Below are 20,665 nucleotides of genomic sequence, written 5' to 3' on the forward strand. Positions count from 1 at the left end.
GGACAGAGAAGCTATTGCCTTTTTTGTTGCATTACAAAATGGAACGAGAAGGTTATGCGGGAAGGAATGTGGAAATGTGGGAGAGTGGGAATGTGAAAATGTAAGTAACTGCTGAAAGCTGAAAGCTGATAGCTGACGGCTCAAAGCTCAAAGCTTATCGCTATGTTTAAGAACTATATAAAAATAGCATTCAGAAACCTTGCAAAGAATAAAGTTTTTTCTGTTATAAATATTGCCGGACTTGCCATTGGTATTGGTTGTTTTGTTCTCATTGCCTTATATGTAATGGATGAATTGAGCTTTGATCGTTTTAATACAAAAGGCGATCGTATCTACCGTATCAGCTCTGATATAAAATTTGGCGGCGCCGAAACCCGCTATCCTTTTACCTCTGATATGATGGGGCAGATATTTAAAAAAGATTTTCCTGAAGTAGAAGATTATACACGCATTTATACTTCTAACGGTTCAAAGCTTGTAAAAAAAGGAAGCCAGTTTATTAATGAGATAAAAGTAGGTCATGCTGATTCTACCCTCTTTAATATTTTTACGCTGCCTGCAATAGCGGGCGATACGAGGACTGCCCTTAATGAGCCTAATACAGTTGTTATTACGGAATCAACCGCAAAAAAGTATTTTGGAACAACCAATGCCATTGGAAAAATTATTGAAACCAATGATAATGATAAAACTTTATATAAAGTAACTGCCATCATAAAAGATATTCCCTCTAACGCACATTTTAATTTTGACTTTATCTTCTCTATGAAGAATGTGGATTATAACTGGGGGCAGATCATGAGCCATAATTTTCATACGTATTTATTGCTGAAACCCGGAACTGACGTTAAAGCATTTGAAAAAAGAAGCCTTGATCAATATGTAAACAAATATGTTTTGCCTGAAGCCAACCAGGTAATGGGTATCTCCAGTATGGCAGATTTTGAGCGGGAAGGTAATAAGCTTAAATATTCCCTTACACCCATGCTTGACATTCATCTTTATTCAGGCAGGCCATTTGAGTTAAGTGCAGGCGGAAATATTCAGTATGTATATATATTTTCTCTTGTAGCTATTTTTATTTTGTTGATCGCGTGTATCAATTTCATGAATCTTACCACAGCGCGTTCTGCCAACAGGGCAAAGGAGGTGGGTATTCGTAAGGTGCTTGGCACAGATAAAAAAAGTTTGATCGCGCAATTTCTCAGTGAGTCCACGTTAATGGCGCTCGTTTCTACTATACTTGGTATAGTGTTGGTTTTTTTAGCGTTGCCATTCTTCAACAATGTTTCGGGTAAAACAATGAATGTTTATAACCTGCTTACACCTTTATTTCTTTTTTTCCTGCTGGCGCTTCCTTTTGTAGTTGGATTGATATCCGGAAGTTACCCGGCTTTTTTTCTCTCTTCATTCAAACCCATACAGGTATTAAAAGGTAAACTGAAAACCGGTGGTGCAAACAGTAGTTTGAGAAGTGTACTGGTGGTTTTTCAATTTGTTACATCTATTGTATTGATCATCGGTACAATTATTATTTACAGGCAGTTGAATTATATACAATCAAAAAGCCTGGGCTATTCAAAAGACCAGGTGTTGATCATTAACGATGCCTATACTTTAGGTAAAAACGCAGAAACATTCAAGCAGGAAATGTTGCAGCAACCCGGTGTTGTAAAAGGAACGCTGAGTGGCTTTCTTCCAACGCCATCTAACCGCAGTGATAATCTTTTTTCAAAATCACCACAGTTGGATGTAAAGAGTGGTTTTTCAATGCAGGAATGGAATGTTGACTATGATTATATCAATACTTTAGGTATGGAACTGGTAGCCGGCAGAAATTTTTCAAAAGATTTTGGTACAGATTCATCTGCAGTTATCCTGAATGAAACCACGGCAAAAAGCCTGGGCTATGATGATCCGATCGGGAAACCTGTTTATTCTATTTATAATCCTGAAACAAATGAAACCCGGAAGTACACAATAATTGGCGTGGTAAAAGATTTTCATTTTGAATCTTTAAAGAGAGATATCGACAAACTTGGGTTATTCCTGAGAAGAAGTACCGGGCTGGTATCATTTAAGGTAAATGCGGCAAATGCTCCACAGGTAATAAAAACGGCTGAAAGGAAATGGAAAGCCTTATCACCGCAAATGCCTTTTAATTATAAATTTTTAGATGCAGAGTTTAGCAGTGTTTACAACGCCGAACAGCGTGTAGGAAAAATCGCTTTGTCGTTTGCAGCGCTGGCAATAGTTATTGCATGCCTTGGCTTGTTTGGGCTGGCAGCCTATATAGCAGAGCAGCGTACAAAAGAAATTGGTATAAGAAAGGTGTTGGGTGCAAGTGCAACAAGCCTTGTAGCTATGTTGTCAAAAGATTTTTTAAAGCTTGTTGTGATCTCATCCATCATTGCTTTTCCATTGGCCTGGTGGAGTATGAAAAACTGGCTGCAGGATTTTGCTTATCGTATAAATATCAGTTGGTGGGTGTTTGTAATAGCAGGTGTAATAGCCATATTCATTGCTTTGATCACAGTGAGTTTCCAGGCAATAAAAGCAGCAATGGCAAACCCGGTGAAGTCACTCCGTACGGAGTAAGCCCTCACTCCCTGTTTCCTTGCGCGAGGAAAGAGGGAGAGGCCGAAACACTGAAAGTGTATAAATATAAATCACTAAATGCTGAAACCTGACTGCTGCAAGCTGATAGCCGATGGCTTACAGCTAAATAATTTCATATGATGCTTAAAACTATAATTAGGAACTTCTGGAAAAATAAAGGCTACGGTTTTTTAAACATATTCGGGCTGGCAATTGGTATTACCTGTGCCGGGTTAATTTTTCTATGGGCGGAAAATGAACTGGATTACGACAACTTTCATACAAAAAAAGATCAGTTATATTTCATAAGAGAGAATCAGAAGTACGATAGCTATGTTGCAACATTTGGTTCAACCCCTGCTCTGTTAGCCCCTGCTATGCAGACTGAAATTCCGGGGATTGCCAATACCTGCAGAATAGGCGGAGAAAATTCAACAACACTGGTAAGCATCGGTGACAGGTCAGTATATGCTTCAGGCGGATATGCTGATTCCTCTATCTTCAGCATGTTTACCTTGCCTTTTACAGAGGGTAAGGCCCAAAGCGCATTTGCTCAATTATATTCAATGGTTATTACGCAGTCAACTGCAAAAAAGTTTTTCGGGGATGATAAAAATGTGGTAGGTAAAACAGTACGTGTTGATAACAAGCAGGATTATATTATATCCGGGGTGATAAAAGATATTCCCCAAAACTCTTCGGTAAAGTTTGAGTGGATAGCGCCTTTTAAAATATGGTATAACGAAAACGAGTCATGGGCGCAGTATTGGGGCAACAACTGTTTGTCAACCTATGTTGAATTAAAACCTGGTGTAAATCCCGCTTCTGTAAATAAACTATTATATGATTTTATTCAGAAAAGAGAGGATCAGTCTATAGCACGGCCATTTTTATTTGCTTTAAAAGACTGGCGCCTGCGTAATGAGTTTAACAATGGTGTGCAAACCGGCGGCGGCAGAATAGAGTATGTAAGGTTGTTTTCTATTATAGCGTGGATCATTTTGCTGATCGCCTGTGTAAATTTCATGAATCTTGCTACTGCAAGAAGTGAAAAACGTGCAAGAGAAGTGGGTGTACGCAAAGTATTGGGTGCGGGTAAAGGAAGCCTTGTTTTCCAATTTATTGGAGAAACGATGCTCATGGCTGCCTTATCTGCAATGCTTGCAGTAGTGCTCATGGTATTAATTTTACCTGTCTTTAATTTGTTGGTGCAGAAAAACCTGGCGATAGGATTGTCGCAGCCTTTGCATATTCTTTCCCTTTGCGCTATTACTATTATTTGCGGATTAATTGCCGGAAGTTACCCGTCATTATATTTATCTTCTTTCAATCCTGTATTTGTATTAAAAGGATTAAAAATAAAAACAGGCAGCGCCACTTTTATAAGAAAAGGGCTGGTGGTGTTCCAGTTTACAATATCCATCATACTCATTGTAAGTACTATAGTAATTTATCAGCAGATACAGCATGTTAAAAGCAGGAATCTCGGTTTCAATAAAAATAACCTGCTGCAGATAGACATGAATAGTGAAATGAAAAAAAATTATGCTGTTGTTCAACAGGATTTGTTGCAGAGTGGTGTTATTGAGGATCTTGCTATATCGAACTACAATACTTTATATGACGGTAATAATACCGGTGGCTTTACATGGGAAGGCAAGACTTCCGATAACCAGGTATTGATATCCATGCGTTATGTTTCCCCGGGTTATATGAAAACTACAGGAATGAAGATTTTGCAGGGAAGGGATCTGGTGAGTACGGATAGCATAGGATCGCGGAATATGAATGTAATGATCACACAGTCTCTGGAAGAATTAATGGGCAAAGAAAGTGCGGTAGGTAAAACATTGCGTATGGGTAAAGATAGTAATGCAACTGTTGTAAATGTTGTAGGTGTGGTAAACGATTACATGTATGGCAATATGTATGGCAAACCAGATCCTGTGATGTTTATTTGCGTAAGCCCTGAAAATGCCTCCATGTTATATGCACGATTAAAGCCGGGAGAAAATATAGAGCCGTCTTTAAAGAAGATCGAAGCGGTGTTGCGAAAGGATAATCCCGGATATCCCTTTACCTATCATTTTGTGGATGACCAGTTTAACCAGATGTTTAATAATGAGCAGTTGATAAGTAAATTATCCAGGGTGTTCTCAATGCTGGCGATCATTATTTCCTGTCTTGGGTTATTTGGTCTGGCGGCATATACTGCCGAGCGAAGGATAAAAGAGATAGGCATACGTAAAGTGCTTGGTGCAAGTGTTACGGGAATTGCTTCTTTACTATCCACAGAGTTTTTACAACTCGTATTAATCTCCTGTATTGTTGCCTTTCCAGTATCATGGTGGATGATGCATAAATGGTTACAGGATTATCAATACAGGATTGAGATCAACTGGTGGATATTTATTGCAGCTGGCATTGCAGCTATATTCATTGCGCTGCTTACGATCGGCTTTCAATCCATAAGAGCGGCAATGGCAAACCCGGTGAAAAGCTTGAGAACAGAGTAGGTTAATTAGAAAATGTGGGAATTTGAAAATTTGAAAATGAAAAATATGCAAATTGGGAAACGTTTTGCCCGGGTATATTTTGTTGATGATGTGGAAGAATTTAATGCCTGGATTTGCTTTGAGGCACCATTTCTCCCGGACAGAGAAAGAGAGGGGAAGAAATGGAGAAAGTATATAAATGTAAATAATCGCTGAAAGCTGATGGCTGACAGCCCAAGCCTGTAATTATGCTAAAAAACTATATCAAAATCGCCTGGAGGAATCTTGTAAAAAACAAGGTGTATTCCTTTATTAATATTGCCGGGCTTGCAGCCGGCATGGCTGTGGCAATGATAATCGGGCTTTGGATATATGATGAGGTTACTACTGACCGGCAGTTTAAAAACTATGATTCAGTATACCAGGTAATGATGCATCAAACCTTCGATGGACGCCGTGGTTCTCAACAGGCATTACCTTACCCGATAGGTGAGGAACTGAAAGCAAAGTACCCTGACCTGAAATATATAGCCATGTGTGACTGGGGTGGAAAACATTCTTTGATGTATGGAGAGAAAAAGATCAGCAGGTATGGACACTTCCTGGGCGAAGAAGGTGTTGAAATATTCTCACTGAAAATGCTTAACGGAAATAAAAATCCGCTGCATGATCCATATTCCATCGTATTGACTGATGAAACTGCCGGTATTCTGTTTGGCGCTGAAGATCCGATCGGGAAAATGGTAAAAATGGATAACAACACCAATCTGAAGGTGACTGCTGTTGTTCCGAAGCAACCCAAAAACAGTTCTTTTACTTTCGATTATCTGATCCCGTTTCAGTTACAGGAAAATTATGATTATGTAAAGCTTTATCATAAAACCAACTGGGGCAATAACTCCTGGCAGACGTTCGTGCAGTTGAATAGTAATGCCAGTGAAAAGGCTGTTAACGCTAAAATCAAAGATGTTGTTATTTCACATTTTTCAGATGAGAATACTTTAAAGAGCATCAGGCCCGAGGTGTTTATTCACCCGATGAGTAAATGGCGTTTATACAGTGATTTTGAGAATGGTAAAAATGTAGGCGGGTTTATAAAGTATGTAAGAATGTTTGGTATTCTCGGGCTTATTGTATTGCTGATTGCCTGCATTAATTTTATGAATCTGAGCACAGCACGCTCAGAAAAGCGTGCCAGGGAAGTTGGCGTGCGAAAGGCAGTTGGTTCCGGTAGGAAAGACCTGGTAAAACAGTTCTTAAGTGAATCAATGCTGATAGCTGTTTTGGCATTTTTATTTGCATTGGCGCTTGTTATGCTTGCTTTACCATTTTTTAATAAGCTGACAGATAAAGAAATGAGCCTGCAGATCAGCAACCCGCTCTTCTGGGGGACCATGATACTGTTTACCATTTTAACAGGTTTGCTTGCCGGTAGTTATCCCGCATTTTATCTTTCATCCTTTAACCCGGTAAGTGTATTAAAAGGAAATTTAAAAGTTGGTAAAAGCAGTGCTTTACCACGTAAGATATTAGTGGTTGCCCAATTTGCAAGCTCAGTTATATTAATGATAGGCACTGTAATTGTGTACCGGCAGATACAATATGGAAAAAATCAGCCAATCGGTTTTAATAATAAAGGATTGATTTCCGTAAACTGGTCAGATGATATTGCTAAAAATTATGAAGCCTTTCGTCATGATTTATTGAATACAGGCGCTGTAGTATCTGTTTGCAAGAGCAATTCACCTCCTTCGCAAATATTCAGTAACAATAATGGTTGGGAATGGAAAAACAGCCAACCAGTAGAAAAAACAGTTATATTTTCTACCATTGCTACCGATTACGACTACACGAAAACCCTTGGAATAAAAATGATTGATGGGCGTGATTTTTCAAGGGAGTTTGCCGATTCAAATTCAGTTATTTTAAACCAGGCTGCTGTAAAACGCATGGGCTTAAAATATCCTGTAGGTCAAACGGTAAAATGGAATGAGCGGCCAATGACTATTGTGGGAGTGATACCAGATATACAAATGCAATCTCCTTATCGCCCTGTTTCTCCACTTACTATTATTTTTGATAAAGGATGGGTTAGCTATATAAATGTGCGTATGAATCCGGGTATGCCGTCATCAAAAGTGCTCAGCCTCATAAAACCGGTTTTTGACAGGTATAATCCCGCTTTTCCATTTGAATATCAATTTGCAGATGAAGAGTATGCGAGGAAATTCAATTATGAAGAATTGGTAGGTAACCTGGCGGCTATAGTAGCGGTGCTTGCAGTATTTATTTCCTGTCTTGGTCTTTTTGGGTTAGCATCTTTTACCGCAGAACAACGGGTGAAAGAAATTGGTGTAAGAAAAGTATTGGGTGCAACAGTATTCAACCTGTGGCAACTGCTTTCAAAAGATTTTGTAATGCTGGTATTAATTGCCTGTGTTATTGCTGTTCCTGTAGCATATTATGCTATGAATGAATGGCTGAAAAACTACGAAAATAAAATTACAATTGAAGTTGGCGTGTTTGTGCTGGCGGTGATGGGTGCTATTATAATTACATTGATCACTGTGAGTTTTCAGGCGATTAAGGCGGCAATGGCAAACCCGGTGAAGAGTTTGAGAACAGAGTGAGGATTGGTAGGAGTAAGTATTAAAAACTTTATTAAAACTGATCGCTAATAGCCAACAGCCCATTACTTATGGCTGACGGCTGATAGCTCAAAGCTGATAGCTATGCTTAAAAATTATCTCAAAATCGCCTGGCGGAACCTGAGGAAGAGCCCGATATTTTCCTTCATTAATATTGCAGGATTAACAATCGGGATAACCAGTTTTCTCCTTATTGCCCTGTACATATTTGATGAGTTTACTTTCGACAGGTTTCACAGAAATGGTGATCATATTTACAGGATAATAGATAATAAAATATCTGCAGAAGGAAAAGCATCTAAAACTACAGGAACAGGCTACCAGGTAGCGCAGCGAAGCACGGATTATGTACCGGAAATAAAAAGTGCTGCAAGGCTTTCCATATATAACAGGGTAAACGTGGCAACCCTGGAGAACAACAATGTTTTTTATGAAGACTTTATAGCAGGTAGCCAGGATTTTTTTAAAGTTTTTGATTTCACATTGCTTGAAGGCAACCGTAATACTGCATTGTCAGTACCACACTCCGTAGTGATAACCGAAGAAACAGCAAAAAAACTGTTTGGTGTAACAAGTGTGTTGAACAAAACTTTAAGATTAGGTAATGATACCACGCTTTATACAATAGCAGGCGTGTTGAAAGATTTTCCTGTCAATTCAAGCATTTCATTTAACATGCTTTTTTCTGAATCAAGTATTACCAGCGAGAACTTTAAAAAGTTCACAAGCTCGGATTGGAATTCCGGAAGGTTTTCTACTTATTTTTTACTTGCAGATAAAGCTGATCCTCTTATAGCAAGCCAAAAGCTGAATGATATGGTGTCGGCCAATTACAAAAATAATACAGGGATTAAAAGCACGCTTTCACTTCAATCAATGAAAGATGTTCACTTTCATTCAACGGATATTGAGGGTTATTCCGGAAGAAAAGGCAATATCACCTATGTATATGTTTTTCTTATCGTTGGTTTTTTTGTGCTTTTTATTGCCTGTATTAATTATATGAACCTTGCTACGGCAAGATTTACCAGCAGAACAAAAGAAATAGCCGTTCGGAAAGTAGCAGGCGCTTCAAGAAAATTACTTATCGGGCAGTTTCTTTCAGAAGCATTCCTGGTTACAGTAATAGCAACGGTATTTGCATTAATGCTTACAAAAGCATTCTTACCAGGTTTTAATTCGTTTGCTGAAAAAAAGCTGACGCTTGATTTGAATACAGATCATCGTATCTGGACAGGAGTAGTGTTCATTGTTTTCATGGTAAGCATGCTGTCAGGTCTTTATCCCGCTTTGTTTCAATCAGGCTTAAAACCTTTATTGTTGTTGAAAAGCAAGGTTCAGCCCGGCAAATGGAATATTTCATTAAGAAAATCCCTGGTAATATTCCAGTTCTCCTTATCCGCGGTAATGATTTTTGCTACTATCATCATTTATAAGCAAATGCGGTATATAGATAATAAGCATATGGGCTTTGATAAAGAAGGTAAGGTGGTGATAGATATTAACAGTGGAAAAGTGAGGCGTGCCGCAGAAACGATAAAAAATGAGTTGTCTAAATTATCTGAGGTTACTAATGTATCTGTTACATCCCGTGTTCCCGGTGAGTGGAAAAACATCCCGGTAGTGAAAACTAAGAATGGAAATGCAACTACTGCACAGGGATTTGATATGTATTTCCTCGGCGTAGATGAAAATTTTTTATCAACCTATAATGTTGAGTTGTTAAAGGGAAGGAATTTTAATTATGGTAATACACTTAATACTGCCAGCGTACTTATTAATGAAGCTGCGGCAAAGGAATTGAATATTACTGAACCCGCAGGGCAACTCATTACCATTCCTTCGGCAGACTTCGGAGGAGATTTTTCACTCCTCGAAAAACCTTTTACAGCCTCTGTTGCAGGAATAGTGAAGGATTTTAATTTTCAATCATTACATGAACCGCTTGCCCCTATGGTACTGGCTTACCAGGATAACCCGATTCATTCCATCGATTATTTTACAGTAAGCATCAGTAGCAGTTCAAATACCGGTAAGGCATTAACTGAAATGGAAGACATTATCCGGAAAATTGATCAGACGCATTTATTTGAGTATCACTTTTTGGATAAGCAATGGGAATTGCTGTACAGGGAAGACAAAATAAGGCAGACTATCTTTTTCATTATCGCGCTGCTTGCGATTTTCATTGCAGCATTAGGCTTGCTGGGGCTCACCGCATTTGCCGCGGAACAAAGGGTGAAAGAAATTGGGATACGGAAAGTATTAGGAGCGAATGCGCAAAGTATTGTTATGCTTTTATCAAAAGATTTTTTAAAGCTTGTATTTATAGCATCGGCGATCGCTTTCCCTATTGCATGGTTTTCCATGAACAAATGGTTGAATGATTTTGCATACAGGATTGATATGAGGTGGTGGATGTATGCTTTAGCTGTTTTAACAGCAATCATCATTACTGTAATTACCATTAGTTTTCAGGCAATAAAGGCAGCCTTGGCAAACCCGGTCAAGAGCTTGAGGATGGAATAGCCCCTCACCGCGGCCGTATAGCCGGTAGGGGTGCCTGAAAACCCGTAGTTCGGAAAATGAGAAGAGCAGGGGCATGAGGATATAATAGAATGTGATAATGTAAAGTATGAATAGCGGAATTGTAAATAGCAAAAAGAACTTTACCAACTGCTGACAGCCGATAGCTAACAGCCAAATACCCGTAAAATGATAAAGAACTATTTCAAAATCGCCTGGCGGAATTTAAAATCCAGTAAAGCTTATACTGCTATAAACATTATTGGATTATCGCTTGGTATTGCCTGCAGTATTTTAATTTTTACATTTATCAGTCATCAGCTGAGCTATGATAATTTTCATCATAATGCAAACAGCATATATCGTTTAGTTACAGAGTGGCATGATGAAGAAGTAAATCATTCGCAGGCTGTACCGCAGCCGCTGGGCAAAGCTTTTCGTACAGACTTTTCATTTGATGAAAATACGGCCCGTATTGTTGATTACAGGAATACATTAATTACGCTGATCGGCGATAAACAAAACAGAAAGTTTAACGAAGAAAATGGTGTTGCATTTGTAGAACCCGAATTCTTCAGCATATTTAATTTTCCGTTATTGGCAGGAAATGCCAAAACCGTATTGCAAAATCCCAATGAAGCGCTGGTAACGGAAACCATTGCCAGGAAATATTATACTTCCGCTGATGCAGCCATTGGCAAAACCATCCGGCTTGATAACGGAACAGATTTTGTGATCAAAGGCATTTTAAAAGATCTTCCCGCTAATACTGACCGCCGCCAGAATATATTCTTATCATATCAAAACTTAAGAGACCGGAACGCATGGCTTGCCAGCGACAGCAGTTGGGGCGGTGTGTATAGTGGCAGCCAGTGCTATACATTGTTAAAGCCCAATATAACAGAAGCACAGGTAAATAAAGCATTATCGCTGATTGTAAATAAAAATTTTGAAGGGAGAGATGCAAAAGTGTGGACATTCAGGCTGCAGCCCTTAAGCGATATTCATTTCAACCCTGATTTTAATGGGTATGCAGATAAAGGCTATTTATGGGCGCTTGGTTTTATAGGTTTGTTTTTATTGATAACAGCCTGTGTAAATTTTGTAAATCTTGCTACAGCGCAGGCGCTTAACCGTTCAAAGGAAATTGGGATCAGGAAAGTGTTGGGCAGTTTAAAAAAACAGGTGTTCTGGCAGTTTATTGCGGAAACTGCATTGATAACCCTTGCTGCTGTCATTATTGCCTGTATTATGGCCTGGCTTGCTTTGCCATTCTTCAACCAGTTGTTCAGATCGCAGATGCAATTGCACCTGCTGGGTTGGCAAATGATTTCTTTTATACTGATAACGGTATTGCTTGTTGTGTTTTTTTCCGGTTCATATCCTGGACTTGTACTGGCAAGGTTCCAGCCTGCTCTTGCTTTAAAAAGCAAGCTTTCCCAAAAACATATCGGTGGTTTTTCATTGAGAAGAGTACTGGTGATTACACAGTTCGCTATTTCGCAAATGCTCATTATAGGCACGATTGTAATTGCCAGCCAGGTAAATTATTCAAAGCATGCAGATCTCGGTTTTAATAAAGAGTCTATTGTAATACTGCCCCTGCCACAAAACGATAATGTAAAGGCAAATACTTTAAAAACACGGCTTGCCGCCTTGCCTGGTGTTGAAAAAGTTTCATTATGCTTTCAGCCGCCGGCATCGCAAAGTAATAATAGTACCGGTATAAGGTATGCTAACCGTGCTGAAGACGAACATTGGAGCATTAATATGAAGAGCGCGGATGATCAATACCTGAATACATTTGATTTAAAGCTGGTTGCAGGCAGAAATTTTTTCCCTTCAGATACAACAAGAGAATTCCTGGTGAATGAAACATTTGTAAAAAAACTGAATATTTCATCACCCGAAGAAGTTATCGGTAAAAGAATCAGTGTAAACGGAGGTACTATTACTGCCCCGGTTGTTGGTGTGGTAAAAGATTTTAATAATTATTCTCTGCATAGCCAGATTGACGCGATATGCATCATGCCTAATGCGGCAAGGTATTCTAATTGTGCTGTAAAGGTCAATGGCAATAATATAAAATCAACGCTTGCATCTTTCGATAAAATATGGAATGAAACCTACCCCGACTATCTCTATAATTACCAGTTTCTTGATGAGCGCATCGGGGAGTTTTACAGGATGGATGGTATTATGCTGATCATGATAGAAGTTTTTGCTTTTATCGCAATCATTATCGGGTGCCTGGGATTATACGGGCTTGTATCATTTATGGCATTGAGAAAAACCAAAGAAATCGGTGTACGCAAAGTGCTCGGCGCTTCCATGCAAAGCATTCTTTGGTTATTTGGTAAAGAATTCAGCAGGCTTTTGATAATAGCTTTCATTATTGCGGCGCCTGTTGCCTGGTGGGCAATGAGTAAATACCTGCAGGATTTTGAATACAGGATTCCGCTTGGTATTGAAGTGTTTGCTTTGGCAATAGCAGCCACATTTATAATAGCATTTGTAACGGTAGGGTACAGGTCATTACGGGCAGCAATAGCTAATCCGGTGAAGAGCTTGAGGATGGAGTGACCTCACCCCCGGCCCCTCTCCACGGGGTGGAGAGGGGTGCCTAAACACAAGGCGGTTGTGGAAATGGTAAGAGGGGGCGCTTAAGAGGGAAGAGCGTAAGATGGTAAGAACGTAAGAATGTAAAATGATAAGAGCGTAAAATGGCAAAAGCTGAATGCTGATAGCTAACCGCTGATAGCTGAAACCTAATAGCTAAATCAAATTTCAAATGCTAAAGAATTATCTCAAAATCGCCTGGCGTAATATTCGTAAAAACAGGTTGTACAGTTTTGTAAATATTGCAGGGCTTACCATTGGTATTGCGAGTTGCCTGCTTATTGGCATATATGTGTGGAATGAATTAACCTATGATGATTTTAATACGAATAAAGATCGTATTGCCCGTGTGACAATGGTTTACCAGCTTTCCGGAACAAAAGGCGAGATAGCTTTAACCGGAACTAAAGCAGGACCTGAATTTAAACGCAGGTTTCCACAGGTGGAAGCATATGTGCGTACCATGAAAGATGCGCTGTCGCTTGCTAATGGAACAAAAGCTTTTGATGAAAAAAATGTTTTGTACGCAGATAAGGATTTTTTCTCCATATTTTCTTTTCCGTTGTTAAAAGGGAATCCTGAAACAGTGCTGGATGCTCCAGGTAAAATTGTACTAACGGAAAAGACTGCACGAAAATATTTCGGAACAGAAAACCCTATTGGTAAAACCCTTCGTGTAAATGGCGGTAAAGATTATGAAGTAACAGGTATTGCAGGCGATGCGCCTCTTAACTCCCAGGTACAGTATAATGTTATCATTTCCTTTAAAAGTATTTGGGGCGCGGATCGGGAAAGATGGACAGAGGCTAATTATGTTACCTATCTTCTTTTGAAAAGGGCAGATCAGATCAAACCGCTGGGCAAGCAATTGAAGTTGTATGGAGAAAATATGAAGGAACAGGAATTTCACCTGCAGGCAGGCAGTACAGATTATGTAAGTTTTAATCTTGAACCATTACAATCTGTTCATCTTCAGTCTGCAGTTAAAGGAGGTTTGGAGCCGGCAGGAAATATTACATACATATATGTATTAAGCGTGGTGGCTTTGCTTATACTTTTAATAGCCTGCGTTAATTATACCAATCTTGCTACAGCGCAGTCCGTTGGACGTGGAACGGAAATTGGTATAAGAAAAGTAATGGGAGCCGGCAAAATGCAATTGCTGAAACAGTTCCTGGGAGAATCTCTTGTGCTGACAATAATTGCTTTACTGCTCGCTTTTATTGTAAGTGCCGCAATACTCCCATTATTCAACGCTGTTACCAATAAATCATTTTCAGTTGACCAGTTTTTGTCACCGGCTTTTATTGGCGCGGCATTATTGCTCTGCCTGGTAGTGAGTATAATATCTGGTGCATATCCTGCTTTTGTGTTGAGCAATACAAAGCTGGTAAGCATTTTAAAGTCCGGGCTACAAATATCGCATTCCGGAGGAGGAATCAGGAAAGTGCTGATCATATTTCAGTTTGTAATTGCGGTGTTTCTTACCGCAGCTACTATCATAGTGCTAAACCAGGTGTCATATATTCAAAGGAAAGATCTTGGTTACAACAGGGAGCAAATAATAGTATTGCCGGTAGATTATAAAACAAGGGGAGTATATGACCAGTTAAAGTATGACGTGAAAAATAATCCCAATGTGTTAAGTGTCACAGGTTCGTATGAAGGTCCTGTTTCTATTGGTTGGGGTGATGGCATTACCGCGGATGATGGTTCGGGCAAAAAAGAATTATCATTAAATGCAACTCCTGTTGATCTTGATTATTTAAGAACCATGGGTATGCAACTTGTTGCCGGCCGGGATTTTATCCGTAACGATTTCCTTTTGCAGGACACCTCCAATAACTACAGTAATTACCGGTCTGCATATATATTAAATGAAAACGCTGTAAAGCAATTGGGCTGGACACCAGAGCAGGCTATCGGGAAAACTATTCAGAAAGGATCACCTGGTTCAGTTGTTGGTGTGGTAAAAGATTTCAATTTTGAATCGCTGCATACACCGGTTGGACCTTTACTTATTTTTTTAGATACATCTATGGTAAGGGAGATGTATGTTAAAATAAAGCCTGAACAGGCGGCTTCTACTATTGCAGGGCTTGAAAAAATATGGCAATCCCGTGTATTGCATCGTCCTTTTGATTATCATTTTCTTGATGAAGATTTTAGCGCTTTATATAAAGAAGAACAAAGGACTGCTAAACTCTTTTCACTGTTTTCTGGTTTAGCCATAGCGCTTGCCTGCTCAGGATTATTTGCGCTTGCCGCATTTACAACTGTGCAGCGTACAAAAGAAATCGGCATCAGGAAAGTATTGGGCGCTGATATTGCTAATATCACATTCCTTATAGCAAAGCAGTTCCTGGTGCTGGTAGCAATTGCCATTTTAATTGCAACGCCTCTGGCATGGCTTGCCGGCAATAGCTGGTTGCAAAATTTTGCATACCGTGCAGATATACATTGGTGGATTTTTATAATAGCCGGAGCCACTGCTGTAATCATTGCATTATCGGCAGTAAGTTATCATGCTGTAAGAGCGGCTCTGGCTAACCCGGTGAAGAGTTTGAGGACGGAGTGAGGAATAGTGAATAAGTGAAATATAATATATGAAAATTTTCTGAAGAGGAGCAATTCTATGATAAAGAACTATTTAAAAACTACATGGCGTAATCTTACAGCAAACAAGCTTTCTGCTATTATTAATATCGGAGGTCTTGCTGTTGGTATGACCGCCAGTTTTTTGCTGATACTATATGTGTATAATGAGTTTAGTTATGATAGGTTTAATAAGAACAGCGATCGTTTATTTCTTGTATTTAAGAATTTGCCTGATAATGGTGAAGTTAAAACCAATCCTGTTACTCCCGCACCATTAGCGGACGTATTGAAGAATAGTTTTCCTGGGATTGAAAATGTTGCACGGGTAAGCTATCCTGCCAAAAATTTATTATGTTACGATGATAAAAGAATTAAATTCTCCATAGTTTCCGCTGAACAGGATTTGTTAAAAATGTTCAGTTTTGATTTTGTTCAGGGAGATTATAAAACTGCTTTATCCGATCCGTCGGATATTATTCTCACCCAGTCAACAGCAAATGCCATTTTTGGAAATGCCGATCCCATAGGCAAAATAATAAAATACAAGAATCAATATCCCCTTACTGTTAAAGCTGTTATTAAAGATAATCCTGTAAACTCAAGCCTTTCTTTTCAGGCAATAACCACATGGGATTTTTATATGAATCAGGAGCCGTGGAGGAAAGATGCAGGCTGGTCAATGTTTGATTATTCAAGTTACGTGTTGTTGAAAAAGGGGGTTAAACTGTCAGACCTTAATGCCGGGATAAAAAAAATAATTGCAAAATATAATCCCGAAGATAGTAAAATCGAGCTTTTTCTTTATCCTCTTACGAAGCTTCATTTGTATAACGAATTTAAAAATGGAGTTAATGTCGGAGGAAGAATTGAATACGTTCGTTTGTTTTTAGTATTGGCAATTTTGATTTTAATAATAGCGTGTGTAAATTTTATGAATCTTTCCACAGCGCTTTCTGAAAAAAAGATCAGGGAAGTTGGTATTCATAAAACAATGGGAGCTACGAGAGCCGTTATTATGAAAAATTTTCTTGGAACAGCAATACTAACTTCCTTTATAGCTTTAATTATAGCACTTGTTTTAATATTCCTGCTTCTTCCGGTGTTTAATAGTATACTTGGCATTCAACTGATTTTGCCATACAAAGATTTTTTTGCCTGGCTATCAGTTTTAGCTATAGCTTTCATTACCGCATTATTAGCTGGCAGTTATCCTGCTGTTTTCTTTTCATCTTTTAAACCAATCAGAGCCTTAAAAGGCTTAACCAATCCTGCAGGGTCGATGGTAAAAACAAGGCAGGCTCTGGTGGTACTTCAATTTATATTTGCCGTTTGTTTAATTATTTCCAGTATTGTAATATACCGGCAGGTCAACTATATAAAAAACCGTCCTTTAGGGTATAATATTAATAGTTTAATAGAGATGCCCACAAATGAAAAACTATCTTCTTCATTTGAACTTTTTAGAGAAGAAGCAATAAAGAAGGGAGCTATTTCAGATGCTGCAATAAGTTCAATTTCGATTACAGGATATGGGCCTAGTTCCTGGGGTCTTATATGGCCTGATCAGTTGCCGGGGCAAGATAAAATAGCCATTGATTGTATTGGTACAACTTATCATTTTATTGATACGTACGGATTGACCATTGTTGAAGGCAGAGACTTTGAAACAGGTAGACCCGCCGACTCCGGCGCAGTAATATTGAATGAAGCTGCGGTTAAATTAATGCGATTAAAAAAGCCTGTGGGTACAGAGATAACATGGCAGAATGAAAAAAGAATTATTATTGGCGTCATAAAAAATTTCGTGTGGGGATCTCCATATGAATCCTCCAAACCACTTATTATAGGCTTTGTAAAAGACTGGGTGGGAAATGTAGGTATCAGATTAAATCCTGCAAAGCCAGCTTTACAAAGCTTAAGTGTATTACAATCTATTCATGCAAAATACAATCCCGACTATCCATTCGAATATACTTTCACTGATGAAAGTTTTAGAAAAAAACTTATAGATGAAAAGGTGTTAGGTATTATCTCTGCCAGTTTTACTGTTCTAACAATTTTTATTTCGTGTTTAGGTTTATTCGGATTGGCAGTTTTTTCTGCAATGCAAAGAACTAAGGAAATTGGTGTCAGAAAAATACTCGGCGCTTCTGTTGGTAGAATAACTGTGATGTTATCAATAGATTTTTTGAAACTCGTAGTTATCGCATTCCTGGTTGCTTTTCCTGTTTCATGGTGGCTTATGAATAAGTGGCTGGCTAATTTTTATTACAAAGTAAATATTGATTGGTGGATATTTTTATTAGCAGGCATCACTGTAATGCTGATTGCTTTTTTAACTATTAGTACACAGGCTATTAAAACAGCATTGGCTAATCCGGTGAAGTCATTGAGGACGGAATAAGCCCTTACCCCCGGTACCTCTCCACGCGGTGAAGAGGGGTGCCTAAGCTCAATGAATGTTGATGAGTTTGTAGGTGGGGCGCTCGTGAGGGTAAAAATGATAATTGTGCGGGAAGGTGAAAATTCGGAAGTGCTTGTTGGGATTTATTATATAGATGATGTGGTAGTGATATGGTTTGGAAATATTCTGTAGCACCGCTCCCTCGCCTTTGCAAGGAGAGGGAGGAGGGGGGTGAGGCTGAGAATTTGAAAGTAGATAAATGTAAACAACCGCTGATGACTGAAAGCTTACAGCTCAAACCAAATCTCAAATGATAAAGAATTATTTAAAAACAGCGTGGCGAAACCTGATTAGGAGCAAGTTCTATAGTGGCGTTAACATTGTTGGTCTCGGAATAGGGCTTGCTGTAGGCATAATGATTTTATTATGGGTGCAGGATGAATTAAGCTATGACAAGTTTCATAAAAATGCTAATGAGATATACAGGATTAACGCGCACATAGGCAAGGGTGCTGATGAACAGGTATGGGGTAATGTACCTGCACCATTGGCAATGTACTGTAGTCAGTCAATACCCGAAGTAGTGAATGCCCTGAGGATAAAGCCACGGTGGGAAACGATGACCTTTAAACTAAACGGCAAGAATATTTCAGAAACCAATAATGCTTTTGTTGACTCTAATTTCTTTTCCTTTTTTGATTTTCAGTTAATAAAAGGAAACAAGGAAAATCTCTTTAAAGAGATTAACGCTGTTGTTCTTACCGCTACAACGGCCAATAAATATTTTGGAAAAGATGAGCCTGTTGGCAAAGTATTAACTGCAGATAATGTTAATTATATTGTTACAGGAGTAATGGCAGACTTTCCTGAAAATTCAAGCATCAGGTATGGCATGCTTTTCCCGATGAGCTTTTATGCCAAACAATTTACTAATGATGGTGGCAACGGCGATTGGAAAACAATAGATGAAGACCTGGGTAATTTTCATTATTATGTTTTTATTCAGGCGCGGAAGAAAGCCTCATTATCTGCAATAGAAAAAAAGATCACTGATACGTATTGGAAACATCGCCCTAACGATAGTCCTGATGGCGCCTTTTATACATTGCAATCTTTGCCTTCTCTGCACCTTGTTGCTGCAGATGGTAATAACGGGGCCTTGCAAACGGTACGCATATTTCTGATCGTATCCATTCTTATACTGATCATAGCCTGTATTAATTATGTGAATTTGTCTACCGCACGTTCATTGCTCAGGTCAAGGGAAGTAAGCATACGGAAAATCATTGGTGCAGAAAGGTTACAGTTATTTTTCCAGTTTATTGCAGAATCAGTTTTGCTTTTTGCTATTGCATCAATACTGGCATTTGCTATTATTTATCTTACGCTTCCCCTATATAATGATATTTCGGGCAAGAAAATCGTTTTTTCGTTCAGCAATCAGCATATATGGCTAACGGTTACAGCAGCTATCGCAGGATCGTTAATACTTGCAAGCATTTACCCGGCGCTTTTATTGTCTTCGTTTAAACCGATAGAAATGTTGAAAGGAAAATTTTCGATAGGAGTGGGTAGTGCCGGGTTTAGAAAGATATTGGTAGTTGTGCAGTTTGTGTTTTCTGCTATTCTTATTATCAGCACAATTATTATCGCCAAACAGCTAAGATATATGAGAGAAAAGGATATTGGCTATGATAAGGAATATGTTTTTACATTTAATGTTACAGGCGAAATACATAATCATTACCAGGCTTTTCGAAATGAATTATTGAAGCAGCCAGGCGTTAGAGGTGTGGCATCTTCAAACAGTATTGTGGGCGTTAATGCTACTACCGGCGATACGGATTGGGAAGGCAAAGATCCGAACAGAATGTTCCTTATTCATCCTATGGCGATTGATGAAAACCTGATAGGCCTTTTAAAAATGCAATTAACAGCAGGAACAAGTTTTACAGGATCAAAAGCAGATTCGGCATATGTTATTCTTAATGAGACGGCGGTTAAAAATACAGGTATTAAAGACCCTGTAGGTAAACCTTTTACCGTTTGGCAAACAAAGGGTACAATAATAGGTGTAGTAAAAGATTTTAATTATGCTTCATTAAAGCAGTCCATAGAACCGATGGTGTTTTACTACAGCCCTGCTAACTGGAAGATTTATGTTAAAACAACCGCTAAAGACGCGGCAAAGTCTATAGCTGCAACTGAAAAAATATGGAAGCAATACAGCGCTGCTTTTCCTTTTAGTTATTCATTTATTGATGAAGAGTTTAATAATATGTATAAATCGGAGCAACGCACCGGAAAATTGTTTACCATTTTTGGCGTAATAGCTATTCTTATTTCATGTTTAGGTCTGTTTGGACTTGCGGCATATACTGCCCAGGTAAGAGTAAAAGAGATGGGCATCAGAAAAGTATTGGGCGCATCTGTATTGAGCATACTGCACCTGATGACAAAAGATTTTTTATTGCTTGTTTTTATTGCATTGGTTATTGCAATACCCGTTTCGTGGGTTGCCACTCACCAATGGCTACAAAATTTCGCGTATCGTACTGATGTTGGCTGGTGGGTGTTCTTGTTGTCAGGGTTGTTATTGCTGTTTATTGCTTTGCTAACGGTTACTTTTCAAACGATAAGAGCGGCGCTGGCTAACCCGGTGAAGAGTTTGAGGACGGAGTGACCTACCCCCGGTCCTCTCCATTCCGAAGGTTTCGGGAGAGAGGGGAGCCTAAACTTTTATTAACGCTGATAGCTGACGGCTGAAAGTTCACAGC

The 20,665-nt window shown here is 38.9% G+C and carries 10 protein-coding genes; all 10 read left to right on the forward strand.

What is annotated here, in order from left to right; genetic code table 11:
* The first annotated feature begins 162 nt into the window (after nucleotides 1–162).
* The 10 genes from DC498_RS20110 (at nucleotide 163) to DC498_RS20150 (ending at nucleotide 20,571) form a co-directional block, all read left to right on the forward strand.
* Entirely contained in the window at nucleotides 163–2,598 is a 2,436-nt protein-coding gene (locus tag DC498_RS20110; RefSeq protein WP_116875958.1) for an ABC transporter permease, read from the forward strand.
* Between the two features lie 137 nt (nucleotides 2,599–2,735).
* Nucleotides 2,736–5,114: an ABC transporter permease gene (locus tag DC498_RS20115; protein WP_116875959.1), complete on the forward strand. Its 2,379-nt coding sequence runs from the start codon at nucleotides 2,736–2,738 to the stop codon at nucleotides 5,112–5,114.
* 36 nt (nucleotides 5,115–5,150) lie between these two features.
* On the forward strand, nucleotides 5,151–5,309 hold the full coding sequence (locus DC498_RS26240) for a hypothetical protein (RefSeq protein WP_206197706.1): 159 nt from the start codon (nucleotides 5,151–5,153) through the stop codon (nucleotides 5,307–5,309).
* A gap of 32 nt (nucleotides 5,310–5,341) precedes the next feature.
* Complete coding sequence (locus tag DC498_RS20125) at nucleotides 5,342–7,723, forward strand: ABC transporter permease (RefSeq protein ID WP_116875961.1); 2,382 nt, start codon at nucleotides 5,342–5,344, stop codon at nucleotides 7,721–7,723.
* 102 nt (nucleotides 7,724–7,825) lie between these two features.
* Complete coding sequence (locus DC498_RS20130) at nucleotides 7,826–10,270, forward strand: ABC transporter permease (RefSeq protein ID WP_116875962.1); 2,445 nt, start codon at nucleotides 7,826–7,828, stop codon at nucleotides 10,268–10,270.
* A gap of 186 nt (nucleotides 10,271–10,456) precedes the next feature.
* Complete coding sequence (locus DC498_RS20135) at nucleotides 10,457–12,850, forward strand: ABC transporter permease (RefSeq protein WP_116875963.1); 2,394 nt, start codon at nucleotides 10,457–10,459, stop codon at nucleotides 12,848–12,850.
* A 208-nt stretch (nucleotides 12,851–13,058) separates the two neighbouring features.
* The gene (locus DC498_RS20140; protein WP_116875964.1) at nucleotides 13,059–15,464 is read left to right on the forward strand and encodes an ABC transporter permease; all 2,406 of its coding nucleotides are present in this window, start codon (nucleotides 13,059–13,061) and stop codon (nucleotides 15,462–15,464) included.
* A gap of 57 nt (nucleotides 15,465–15,521) precedes the next feature.
* Entirely contained in the window at nucleotides 15,522–17,888 is a 2,367-nt protein-coding gene (locus tag DC498_RS20145) for an ABC transporter permease (protein ID WP_116875965.1), read from the forward strand.
* Between the two features lie 51 nt (nucleotides 17,889–17,939).
* Nucleotides 17,940–18,080, forward strand: coding sequence for a hypothetical protein (locus DC498_RS26465; protein WP_206197707.1), 141 nt, complete (start codon nucleotides 17,940–17,942; stop codon nucleotides 18,078–18,080).
* Between the two features lie 118 nt (nucleotides 18,081–18,198).
* Nucleotides 18,199–20,571 carry an ABC transporter permease gene (locus DC498_RS20150; protein WP_116875966.1) on the forward strand — a complete coding sequence of 791 codons (2,373 nt, stop codon included), beginning with the start codon at nucleotides 18,199–18,201 and terminating at the stop codon, nucleotides 20,569–20,571.
* Nucleotides 20,572–20,665: the final 94 nt, after the last annotated feature.

It is taken from the genome of Terrimonas sp., from assembly GCF_003075435.1.
Taxonomy (GTDB): domain Bacteria; phylum Bacteroidota; class Bacteroidia; order Chitinophagales; family Chitinophagaceae; genus Agriterribacter.